The organism is Actinoplanes subglobosus, assembly GCF_042650585.1.
Taxonomy (GTDB): Bacteria; Actinomycetota; Actinomycetes; order Mycobacteriales; family Micromonosporaceae; genus Actinoplanes; species Actinoplanes subglobosus.
The window spans coordinates 518700-530524 of the sequence record NZ_JBHSBL010000005.1; the positions used below are offsets into that span (position 1 = coordinate 518700).

8 protein-coding genes are annotated in these 11825 nt (G+C 71.6%); 4 read left to right on the forward strand and 4 right to left on the reverse strand.

The genetic code is table 11. The features are described from left to right. Positions 1-81: 81 nt before the first annotated feature. Both ACFO0C_RS05790 and ACFO0C_RS05795 read right to left on the reverse strand, forming a co-directional pair. On the reverse strand, positions 82-903 hold the full coding sequence (locus ACFO0C_RS05790) for a metal-dependent hydrolase (RefSeq protein ID WP_378065457.1): 822 nt from the start codon (positions 901-903) through the stop codon (positions 82-84). A gap of 110 nt (positions 904-1013) precedes the next feature. Next, positions 1014-1442 (reverse strand): DUF1707 domain-containing protein, encoded by a 429-nt coding sequence (locus tag ACFO0C_RS05795; protein ID WP_378065458.1) that lies wholly within the window; start codon positions 1440-1442, stop codon positions 1014-1016. A gap of 364 nt (positions 1443-1806) precedes the next feature. Here ACFO0C_RS05795 and ACFO0C_RS05800 point away from each other — a divergent pair, with 364 nt between their 5' ends. Together ACFO0C_RS05800 and ACFO0C_RS05805 are read left to right on the forward strand one after the other, a co-directional pair. Continuing rightward, positions 1807-3444, forward strand: coding sequence for a histidine kinase (locus tag ACFO0C_RS05800; protein WP_378065459.1), 1638 nt, complete (start codon positions 1807-1809; stop codon positions 3442-3444). Next, the gene (locus tag ACFO0C_RS05805) at positions 3441-4121 is read left to right on the forward strand and encodes a response regulator (protein WP_378065460.1); all 681 of its coding nucleotides are present in this window, start codon (positions 3441-3443) and stop codon (positions 4119-4121) included. The genes ACFO0C_RS05800 and ACFO0C_RS05805 overlap by 4 nt, the downstream gene beginning before the upstream one ends. A gap of 396 nt (positions 4122-4517) precedes the next feature. Here ACFO0C_RS05805 and ACFO0C_RS05810 read toward each other — a convergent pair whose 3' ends face one another. Both ACFO0C_RS05810 and ACFO0C_RS05815 read right to left on the reverse strand, forming a co-directional pair. Next, positions 4518-6005, reverse strand: coding sequence for a GGDEF domain-containing protein (locus tag ACFO0C_RS05810; protein ID WP_378065461.1), 1488 nt, complete (start codon positions 6003-6005; stop codon positions 4518-4520). Between the two features lie 58 nt (positions 6006-6063). Next, on the reverse strand, positions 6064-7968 hold the full coding sequence (locus ACFO0C_RS05815; protein ID WP_378065571.1) for an amylo-alpha-1,6-glucosidase: 1905 nt from the start codon (positions 7966-7968) through the stop codon (positions 6064-6066). 93 nt (positions 7969-8061) lie between these two features. Between ACFO0C_RS05815 and ACFO0C_RS05820 the strand changes: the two genes are divergently transcribed. Together ACFO0C_RS05820 and ACFO0C_RS05825 are read left to right on the forward strand one after the other, a co-directional pair. Further along, a complete protein-coding gene (locus ACFO0C_RS05820; protein WP_378065462.1) occupies positions 8062-10692 on the forward strand; it encodes an MGH1-like glycoside hydrolase domain-containing protein in 2631 nt (876 codons plus the stop codon). Between the two features lie 256 nt (positions 10693-10948). Continuing rightward, a complete protein-coding gene (locus tag ACFO0C_RS05825; RefSeq protein ID WP_378065463.1) occupies positions 10949-11686 on the forward strand; it encodes a hypothetical protein in 738 nt (245 codons plus the stop codon). The last annotated feature ends 139 nt before the right edge of the window (positions 11687-11825 follow it).

The window sequence follows — 11825 nt, forward strand, 5'->3', positions numbered from 1 at the left end:
ATCCCGTTCAACATCTCCTGCGGACACTGCTGGATGTGTTCCTGGCCGACGTACTCACCACGTCCTGGCAGGCGGCCTGACCTACTTACTGGCCCAGACGTCCAGGTTGAAGCGCTCCAGCACGCTCGGGATGAACAGGCCGGCGATCGACAGCAGCGAGATGACCGTGAAGGTGGTGCGCAGGATGACCACCTCGACCTTGCCGCCGACCTTAACGGCCATGCTGTTCGGGATGCCGATCATCATCCACATGCGGCGTTTGATCGGGATCGGCCACAGGATCGGTACGCCGTTCTTGGTGATCATGTCACCGAGGATGTGGACGAAACAGCCCACGCCGACGGCCAGGCCCAGCAGCGGATAGCCGCGGTCGCTCGGCAGGTTGGCGGCGGTGAACCAGGCGATCGCGGCCGACGCCAGCGTCACGATGACCCAGCCGGCCCGCTCCGCCCAGTCGTCGAACAGGCCGCGCAACGCCAGGCCGCTCATGAAGAAGACGATGCCGATGACGGCCCAGTAGCCGTAGTTGTCGGCCAGCGCCGTGGTGCCCCACGCCAGCAGGGCACAGAACGGCAGGGTGTGCGTGAAGGTGCGGTGCCCGTTGTCCCGCCGCGGGTCCCGTTTCAGCTTCGTCGCCGTGTAGACGCCGAGCGAGAACTTCTCCACCACCTCGGCCACGAACAGCGACGCCACACCGAACGTGCGGGCCACCGTCGCGCCACCCTGGTTGCGGGTCACCTTGCCGGACATGTCCAGATCGGGCAGAAGGGCGCCACCCGCACAGATCGCCGTGCCGACCGCCACCTCCAGCGGCGTCTGACTGATGTTGGCGAACTGGTCGAGCGCCCAACTGCCTGCCAGCCAGGCGGCCGCGCCGGAAAGCGCGTGCGACGGACCCATCATGTGCGTTGTCCCTCCCCGAACAAAACTCGGCCACTCTGGCAGAGAGAACGAAGAAGATCAACGATCCGGTTGGCGTGTCGCGCGTGGGGTCGGCCACCCGACAGCGGCGGTCAGTGCCGGTGGTGGTGGCCGAAGGTGTACTCGGGGCGCCACCGACCGTACCTCGCGTGCTTGAACAGGCCCATCACCAGGAACGCCAGCGGGATCACCGGCCAGAAGAAGGTCGAGTGGGACAGCATCCACACTCCGGTGAGGACACCCATGATGATCAGGATGAAGCTGGCGTGCCGGCTCAGCGACCGGCGTGTCGCGGCGCGTCCTGCCGGGGTGCGGGCCAGCGCCTGGCGACCCCCGTGCGGCAGGTCGGCGGTGAGCGGTGCGAGCTCGTCGCGGAACTTCGCGGCGTACGCCCCGGACAGCCGCTCCTCGCCCTCGGCCAGGTCGAGGCGGCCCTCGGCCATGGCGGCGCGCAGGATCTCGGCGACCTCCTCCCGCTCCGAGTCTGAGGTCCGCAGCCGGGCGGGTCCCTGGGGTTGCATGAGCTTCTCCTTCGGTCGGTGGCTCGGTTGCCGCTCCAGCATCGGCTGCGGGGGCCTGCGCCTGCGTCGGCCCGGGGAGGCATCTCCGAGGCGCATCCCGCGCCGTTTCTGACCTTTCCGGTACGCCCGGAGGCGTACACCGGTGCCGCCCGGTGATCCCGTGGTCGTACACCGGAGCCCCTACCACGGGCCGATGCCCTGGTCGTTTCGCTGACGTAGGTTCGGGGTCATGAGAGGTGCGGGCCGCGGACCGGCGCCCGGCGAGCCGGAGTTCCCCGGCAGCCGTGGTGGTCCGCCGTGGCGTTCCCGTTCCGCCCGGCGCTCTCCCACTTCCTGGCGTGACGGGCCTCCGTGGCGTCGCCGGGTGGATACCTGTGACGTGCCGGAGGTGGGTGTGACGTCCGGTCCGCCGTGGCGGCGGTCCCGGCGCGGTGGGCACCACGGGTGGCCGCCCGGCGCGGTGATCGCGGCCTCGATCTTCCACCTCGCCGGGTCGAATGATCTCGCCGATCGCGGCGGCGTCCACCTCACCTCCCCGGTCCTCTACTACCTGCTGCTGCTCGCCGGGCCGATGGCGCTGTTCTGGAAACAGCGGGCGCCGCTCGCCGTCTTCGTGGTCGCCGCGAGCGCCTCGATCGCCTTCGCGACCCACGCCGATCCCTACTGGATGTATGCGGTGGCCCCCGCCCTAGCCCTGTTCGCCCTGGCCAAACAGGGCCGGCGGACCGAGGCGGCGATCGGCGCGGCCGTCGCCTGGGTGGTCTACCTGCTGCTCACCGTGGCCCTGGCCGGTCCGCTGGGCCTCCCCGCCGGGGTGACGCCGAGCCTGCGGGAGGCGCTGCTCGCCGGTTTCGGGCCGGGGGTGGCGGTGCTGGCCGGCGCGGTGTCGAAGGTGCGGCACGAGCAACTCGCCGCGCTGGCCCGGGCGCGCGAGGAGCAGGAGCGGGCCCGCGCCGAGCAGAAACGCCGGCAGGCCTCGGAGGAGCGGCTGCGGATGGCCCAGGAGCTGCACGACGTCCTCGGCCACCATCTGTCGTTGATCAATGTGCAGGCCGGGGTGGGGTTGCACCTGATGGACAACCGGCCGGAGCAGGCCCGTGAGGCCCTCACGGCGATCAGGACGGCGAGCGCGGAGGCGTTGCGCGAGGTCCGGTCGGTGCTGGGCGTCCTGCGGACCGAGGGTGAGGCCGCGCCCCGCCAGCCGGCCCTCGGCCTGAGCCGTCTCAGCGACCTGACCGCGGACGCCGGATTCCCGGTCCGCACCGCGATCCTCGGGGAGGCCCGCGAGCTGCCGGCCGAGGTCGACCGGGCCGCCTACCGGATCGTGCAGGAGTCGCTGACCAACGTCCGCAAACACGCCGGTCCGGGTGCGGAGGCGACGGTCGAGATCCGTCACACGCCGGACGCCCTGTATCTGTCGATCACGAACACCGGCGTCCGCCCGTCGTCACCGCCACCGGAGGGTTCGAGCGGCCTGACCGGGATGCGCGCGCGGGCGGAGAGCCTGGGCGGCGCCCTGACGGCGGGCCCGCTGGACGACGACGCCATCGGCTACCGCGTCAGCGCCGCCCTCCCGATCCCGCCCCGCCCACCGTCCTCGCCGCGAGCGCCCGCGTCTTCGTCCGGGCCCGTCGGGTCTTCGGCCGGGCCTGTGGGGTCTTCGGCCGGGCCTGTGGGGTCTTCGGCCGGGCCTGTGGGGTCTTCGGCCGGGCCTGTGGGGTCTTCGGCCGGGCCTGTGGGGTCTCCGGCCGGGCCTGTGGGGTCTCCGGCCGGGCCTGTGGGGTCTTCGGCCGGGCCTGTGGGGTCTCCGGCCGGGCCTGTGGGGTCTCCGGCCGGGCCTGTGGGGTCTCCGACCGGGCCTGTGGGGTCTCCGACCGGGCCTGTGGGGTCTCCGACCGGGCTCGCGGCGGATGACGGATTTGCGGGGGTGGATGAGGGATCCGCTGGGGCCGCGGAGGGGACCGTGGGTGCTGATGCCGGAGGAGAGGGGAAGGCCGGATGATCTCGGTGGTGCTGGCGGATGACCAGGCGCTGGTCCGGGCCGGGTTCCGGGCGCTGCTCGACGCCGAACCGGGCATCGAGGTGGTCGGGGAAGCCGCGGACGGGCTTCGGGCCGTCGAGGTGGTCCGGGCCACCCGGCCGGACGTCGTGCTGATGGACATCCGGATGCCCGGGGTCGACGGGCTGGAGGCCACCCGGCGGATCGCCGCCGACCCGGATCTGGCTGCCACCCGGGTGGTCATCCTGACCACGTTCGAGCTGGACGAGTACGTGTTCGAGGCACTGCGGACCGGGGCTTCCGGATTCCTGGTGAAGGACACCGAGCCGGTGGATCTGCTGCGCGGGGTGCGGGCGGTCGCCGCCGGGGACGGACTGCTGTCGCCGAGCGTCACACGCCGGGTGATCGGCTCGTTCACGGCGGCGGCCGTCGCGCACGGGCGGCAGCCCGAGGTGCCCCGCGAGCTCGATCAGCTCACCGACCGGGAGCGCGAGGTGCTGGGGCTGGTCGCCGAGGGCCTCTCCAACGACGAGATCGCCGCCCGCCTGGTGATCAGCCCGGCCACCGCGAAGACCCACGTCAGCCGCACGATGATCAAACTCGGCGCCCGCGATCGTGCCCAGCTGGTCGTCTACGCCTACGAGGCAGGCCTCATCCGCCCCGGCTGGCTCGCCGGCTGACGCCGGCATGGCCGGCGGCCGACTGGCGGGTGGCGGCGGACTGGCGGGTGGCGGCGGACTGGCGGGTGGCGGCGGACTGGCGGGTGGCGAGCTGTCTGGCGGGTGGCGGCGGACTGTGGGTGGTGAGCTGTCTGGCGGGTGGTGAGCTGTCTGGCGGGTGGCGGCGGACTGGTGGGTGGTGAGTTGTCTGGCGGGTGGCGAGCTGTCTGGCTGCGATGCGACGGCCAGCGGCAGGTGGCGGTGGGGGCGAGCGCCGGTGCGGCGGCGGATGGCGGTGCGTCGGGTGGCGGCAGGCGGCGGTGCGGCAGGCGGCGGTGCGGCAGGCGGCGGTGCGGCAGGCGGTGGTGCGGCAGGCGGTGGTGTGGTGGGTGGTGGTGTGGTGGGTGGGGTGGGGGTTCAGTGGGGGACGGGGGTGGTGCCGGCCAGGACCGAGCGGTTCCGGCCGGCGGCCTTGGCGGCGTAGAGGGCCTCGTCGGCGGTGCGGAGGAGGAACTCGGGCTCGCCGCAGACGCCGCCCGACGGGCCGCGGCCGGGACCACCGGCGGCGGCGCCCACCGAGACGGTCACCGACAGGAGGTCGTCGTCGATCGCTATCGGAAGGTCGGCGATCTCGGAGCGGAGGCGTTCGGCCAGGGCGTAGAGCTCGTCGGCGGCGGTGTGCGGGGCCAGCACCACGAACTCCTCACCGCCGTACCGGGCGACCACGCTGCCGGCACGGGTCGCGCTGGACAGGCGACGGGCCACCTCACGCAGCACCTGGTCGCCGGCCGGGTGGCCGTACCCATCGTTGATCTTTTTGAAGTGATCGACGTCGATGATCAGGAGGCCGAGACCCTGACCGGAACGCAGGGACCGGCGGGACTCGGCGGACAGCGCCTCGGCGAAGTAACGGCGGGTGCGCAGGCCGGTCAGACCGTCGGTGATCGCGGCCCGGCGCTGAGCCGCGACCAGGCCCGACATCCTGGCCAGGACCAGCAGGAACATGACCGTGCAGGCGCCGCTGATCAACGGCACGCTGGGTGGTGAGCCGCGCAGCCACTCGATGAACTGGACACCGGGAGCCATCAGCACGGCGACGGCGAGGGCGCCGAGACGGGCCGGTGACGCGTCGGGGAGGGCGGTGTCGGTGCGCCGGTCGAAGTGGCGGATGCCGGGATGCATGCCGGCCAGCCCGAGCAGGCCGAGCGAGAGCATCCAGAAGGCGTCGAGGTACGCCTCGGAGACCGCCCCGCCGTCGGCGATCGCCGTGGCCAGGTAGGCGGCGTCCACACCGAGCATCAGGGTCATGCTGCTGAGCAGGAGATACAGGACCGGGCCGCGGGTGCCGGCGCCCATCACGAGACGGACCGCGAGGATCAACAGCATCAGATCGAGGACGGGGTACGCCGACTGCGTCAACTTGGCATTGAGAGGCAGTTCCGAGTCGGACGTCAGCGGCTGAAGGACGTAGATCCAGCTGAGCAGGCCGGCGCTGATCGCGATGACCAGCGCGTCGATGACGCTGGGCCCGTCCCAGCCGGGTGTGCGGCGCCGGATGAAGACCAGGATCGCGGTGGCGAACAGCAGGTAGTAGGTGAAGTACAGGAGGTCGGCGGGAGTGGGTTCGAGGAACTCGCCGGACAGGTAGTCGTCGGCCACCGCCAGGCTGTCGGCGAGGGCGTAGAACACCTGCGCCGCGAACAGCAGGAACCAGCCGGCCCGGTGCGGCGGCCGGTGCCGGACCGTGCCGTAGAGGATGACGAACGGCGTGGCGATGGTGATCACCATGTAGGGGGCGACGGTCACCAGCAGATCGGATTCGGACGCACCGAGGATGATCCGCAGCACCACACAACCCGCGAGCACCACGAGCCACGCCGTACCGGCCCACCGATCACGTCCCATGCGTGGAGCATCCCCGGCGCCGGGTGCGGAACGGGTGCGATCGCTTGACCCGGAAGTGTCAGAGCCGCCGGGCCCGCAGGTGCTCGGCCACCGACCACGCCTGGAACGGGCAGCCGGTGGCCCGGTGCGGCGGGTCACCGTCGGCGGTCTCCGAGATCGAGCCGAGGCCGTGTTCGGACAGGTGCGCCTCGGCATCGGCGAGCACGTCCTCGCCGCTGACACCGACCCGGTGCAGGGCGGTCACCCACGGCCCGGTCAGCCACGGCCAGACGGTGCCGGTGTGGTACGCCGCGTCCCGCTCGGCCGGTGTGCCCCGGTGCCGTCCCGCGTAACCGAGCTCGCCCGGCGCCAGACTCCGTGGCCCGAGCGGGGTGAGCAGCACCGCGCCGAGCCGCTCCAGGGCCCCGCGGTCCGGGCGGACCGGAGCGTGCGGCAGCGACCAGGCGAGCACCTGGTTGGGGCGCAGCACCGGATCGTCACCGGACCCGCCGACCACGTCGTGCAGCAGGCCACCGGGCGCCGGATAGTGCCGCCCGAACCCCTCCCGGGCCTGCGGGCAGGCGCGTTCGGCCGGTCCGGGCGGGATCCCGGTACGGGCGGACAGCTCCAGCACCGTCGCCAGCCCGTTGATCCACAACGCGTTGACCTCGACCGGCTTGCCGGCGCGGGCGGTCACCGGAACCCCGTCGACGCGGGCGTCCATCCAGGTCAGGGCATGTCCGGGAGCGCCCGCCCGGAGCAGCCCGTCGGCCGGGTCGGTACGGATCCCGAACCGCGTGCCGGACAGGTGATAGGTCACCACGTCCCGCAGCAGCGGAAGCAGCGCCGCGGCCAGGTCGTCGTCGCCGGTCAGTGCCACGTGCCGGCCGACCGCGTGCAGGAACCACAGCGTCCCGTCGACGGTGTTGTACTCGACGGTCCCGGTGTCGGCGGTGTTCGCGAGCATCCCCTCGGACAGCGTGCCCGCGTAGGAGCGCAGCAGCTCCCGGCCCTCGTCGGCCCGGTTCGTGGCGAGGAACAGCCCCTCGTAACTGATCATCGTGTCCCGGGACCACGACCCGAACCACGGGTACCCGGCCACCACGTCCGGCCCGTTGACGGTGTGCACCACGAACGCGTCGGCGGCCAGTGCCAGCGTCGCCTGCGTCTCGTCGGCGGGAGCCGCGGCCGCGACCACCGCCCGGTTCCGGAGCCGTGCGGCGACCACGGCCGGACCGGCCGGTGGCGGCGGATCGTCCAGATCGCCCGCCCACGCCGACACTTCCGCGATCTCCCCGGGACGGCGCAGATCGACGTGGAAGCTTCCCGCGTACCACAGGTCCTCTGTCGAAGTGAGCCCCCGCTCGTCCTCCGTCCGGTGACGGACGTCGCGGAACCACTCGCCGCCCGGGGTGAAGCCCGGCCCGCTGATCCGGTAGGCCTCCTCGACCACGCAGCCGTCGGCCGTCGCCGTGACCGCCGGCGGCGGGCCGTCCGCGGTCCGCTCGCCGTGCACGTCCCGCCAGGTGCAGAGCGCCTCCAGGGTGAGCCGGACCGGACCGCCGGAGACCAGCCGGTGCACGACCGAGACCGCCGGACGGCCGTGGACCGCGGCGATCTCCCGCTCGATCACCACGTCGCCGAGCCGCCACCGCCAGCGCGGCACCCCGTCGGCCAGCGTGAACCCGGCCAGCAGCCGGTGCCCGGCGGGCGCGATCGCGCCGTCCGCCCACTCGTGGACACCGAGCCGGACGATCGCCCCGGACGGCAGCGTCACGACCGGATCGAGAGCCGCGAGGCCCAGATGGCGGGACGCCGGAGTGTGACCCGCGACGATCAGCAGACCGTGGTAACGGCGGGTCCGCAGACCGCTGACCGTCCCCATGGCATACCCGCCGACCCCATCGGGTACCAGCCATTCCCGTGTGGCGCCCTCGTTGAGGCGGGCGCAGACCTGAGGGCCGAAGGTGACGGGGCGAGGCATGGGCACGGGAACAAACCCCTAATCGCGCGGAGCCTTACACGCTTGACACATGAGCGTGACACTCTCAGTGTGATCGACTCCGGGATAGTGGGGGTGAGAACGGACGTGTCGGAACGCGTACGCCTGGCGCAGGCCGATTCCGGTGAGCAGCCTTGGCGGGCGTGGGGGCCGTACCTAGCGGAACGTGCCTGGGGGACCGTCCGGGAGGACTACAGCGAACACGGCACGGCGTGGGACTACTTTCCGCACGACCACGCGCGCTCCCGGGCGTACCGCTGGAACGAGGACGGCATGGCCGGCCTCTGCGACGACCGGCAGACGTTCGCCTTCGCCCTCGCCCTCTGGAACGGCAAGGACCCGATCCTCAAGGAGCGGATGTTCGGCCTCGGCGGCGACGGCGGCAACCACGGCGAGGACGCCAAGGAGTACTGGTGGTACCAGGACTCCACACCCACCCACTCGTGGATGCGCTGGCGTTACCACTACCCGCAGACCGCGTTCCCCTACGACCAGCTCGTCCGCGTCAACGGCGCCCGTTCCCGCAACGAGGGGGAGTACGAGCTCGTCGACACCGGCATCTTCGACCACGACCGGTTCTGGGCCGTCACCGTCGACTACGCCAAGGCCGGGCCCACCGACGTGTGCATCGCCATCACCGTCAGCAACCGCGGGCCAGACCCGGCGATCCTGCACGTGCTGCCCACTCTCTGGTTCCGCAACACCTGGTCGTGGGGGCTGCCCAACCGGCAGGCGCCGACCATGACCGGGGTGCCCGGGCGCCTCGACGGACGGCACCGGTCCCTCGGCCACGTCACCCTCGACGGGCAGGGCGCACCCATCGCGCTGATGTGCGACAACGAGACGAACGCCCAGCGCCTGTGGGGACTGCCGGGGCGCAGCCCGTACCCGAAGGACGGCATCAACGACTACCTCATCCACCGGACGCCGACCGTCAACCCGGCCGGCGTCGGCACCAAGGGGGCGCTGCACTACCGGCTGTGGATGGGGGCGGGCGAGACCCGTACGCTCAGGCTCCGATTGACCCAGAGTGACCGGCCGATGCCCCCCGCGGACCTGGGGGACGGCTGGGCGTCGGTGATGGCCGCGCGCAGCGCCGAAGCCGACGACTTCTTCACCGAGGTGCTGCCCGAAGCCGCCACCGACGAGGAGAAATCCGTCGCCCGGCAGGCCGTCGCCGGACTCATGTGGGGCAAGCAGTTCTACCACTTCGATGTGAAGCAGTGGCTGCACGGCGACCCCGGCAACGCGCCGCCGCCACCGGGCCGGCGCTACGGGCGCAACAACAACTGGTGGCACATGAACAGCTTCGACGTCATCAGCATGCCCGACCCGTGGGAGTACCCCTGGTACGCCGCGTGGGACCTGGCCTTCCACTGCGTCAGCATCGCGCGCGTCGACCCCGGCTTCGCGAAATCCCAGCTCCTGCTGCTGCTCCGGGAGTGGTACATGCACCCCAACGGGCAGATCCCGGCGTACGAGTGGTCGTTCTCCGACGTCAACCCACCCGTGCACGCGTGGGCGGCGCTGCAGGTGTTCCGCATCGACGGCGGCCGTGACTTCGACTTCCTGTCCCGGGTCATGCACAAACTGCTGCTCAACTTCACCTGGTGGGTCAACCGCAAGGACGTCGGCGGCAACAACGTCTTCGAAGGCGGCTTCCTCGGCCTCGACAACGTCGGCCCCTTCGACCGGTCCGCCGCCCTGCCCGTCGCCGGTGTGCTCGAACAGTCCGACGGCACCGGCTGGATGGCCATGTACGCGCTCAACCTGCTCGACATGTCGATCATCCTGGCCCTGCACGACCGGGCCTACGAGGACATGGCCACCAAGTACTTCGAACACTTCACGTACATCGCGGAAGCCGCCTACCGGCAGGGACTGTGGGACGAGGAGGACAGCTTCTTCTACGACGTGCTGCGCCTGCCCGACGGCCACAAAGTACCGCTCAAAGCGCGCTCCATCGTCGGGCTGCTGCCGCTCGCCGCCACCACCCGGCTCACCTCGGAAACCCTCAACCGGCTCCCCGAGATCAGCGCCCGCGTCCGGTGGATGCTGCACCACCAGGGCGAATTCGGCGACGTCATCAGCGCGCGGCGGCTCGGCGGCGCCGACCGGCGCCAGCAGCGCCTCCTCAGCATGGTCGGCCAGGACCAGCTGCTGCGGATCCTGGCCAGGTTGCTGGACCCCGACGAGTTCCTTTCACCGTACGGCCTGCGCACACTCTCCCGGGCCCACCTGGAGAAACCGTTCACCGTCTCACTCGGCGGCTCCGACTTCACCGTCGGCTACGAGCCCGCCGAAAGCACCAGCGGACTGTTCGGCGGCAACTCCAACTGGCGCGGGCCGGTGTGGATGCCGGTCAACTACCTGCTCATCCAGGCGTTGCGGGAGTACGCGGAGTTCTACGGAGAGGACCTCAAAGCCGAATACCCGACCGGATCACAGTGCAAGGCGGGCCTCACCGAGATCGCCGACGACCTGTCCCGGCGGTTGATCGGCCTGTTCGTACCCGACCCGGTCACGGGGCGACGACCCATCTACGGCGCCACCGAACTCTTCCAGAACCATCCGGACTGGAAGGACCTGGTCGCCTTCCCCGAATACTTCCACGGCGACAACGGGGCGGGCCTCGGCGCCTGGCACCAGACCGGGTGGACGGCCCTCGTCATCGACCTGGTCTTCAACCTGAGATCCCCCCGCTGACCGTCGTCCCGGGGGTCTCTGCCGGTCCGCGTTCGCTGGTGGTGCCCGTCCCCTGTCGTTCCGCTGACCGTCGTCCTGGGGGTCTCTGGCGGCTGGCGTTCGCTGGTGGTGCCCGTCCGCCTGTCGTTCCGCTGACCGTCGTCCTGCGGGTCTCTGCCGGCTGGCGTTCGCTGGTGGTGCCCGTCCGGCCTGTGGTTCCGTTTTCCTGGCCGCCCGGCGCGCCGGCGCATCGGGGCGCGTCGCTAGAGTGGCGCACTTGAGAAACTCGATTCTGCTCGTCGCGCTGCTCGCGGTCGGTGGTTGCACCGGCCCCACCTCACCGGAAGTCGCCCCGGCGCCTTCGGCCTCGGCCCCGGGCTCCGCCCCAGCCGTCGCCACCACGGACGCGGCCGCCGCACTTGTCGCGGCCACCGCCGAGCTGCGGAAGGACACCTTCAAGGTGGTGATGGGGCTGAGCGTCGACGGCATCATGACCGGAGTGGTCGACCCCCGGACCGGGACCGCCGAACTGGTGCTGGTCAGCGACAGCCCCGGCGCTGAAGGCACCAGCACCTTCCGGATGGTCGACGGGGTGACCTACGCCAACTTCGCCATGAAGAACGCCGCGGGACGGCCCGGCCTCGACGGCAACGGCTGGATCCGGATGGACAGGAAACAGGCCCCGGCCGGTCCCACCGGTTCCCTGGCCGATTTCGACGTGTCCATGCTGATCGGCGGCGCCGAGTCGGCGACCGGCGTCGAGTGGGTGGACGCCGACACCGTCCGGGGCGCCCTACCCCTCGGCGGCACCGGCCCGGCGGTGTTCGGCATGACCGAGGGCGAGCCGCTCGCGTTCGAGGCCGACATCGAGCCGGGCGGACGGCTGTCCCGCTATGCGTTCACCGCAGAGGTGGACACGACCGCTTCGGCCGTCGACTTCGAACTGCGCTACTCGGACTACGGCACCCCGGTAGCCGTCACCGCCCCACCCGCCGCCGAGATCCTCAACAACTGACCCACACGGCAGCCGGTCTCGCATGGCAGCCGGTCTCGCATGGCGGCCGGTCTTGGGCGGTGGCCGGTTTTGGCGTGGTGGCCGGTTTTGCGTGGCGGCCGGTCTTGGGCGGCGGCCGGTCTTTCGCGGCAGCTGCCGA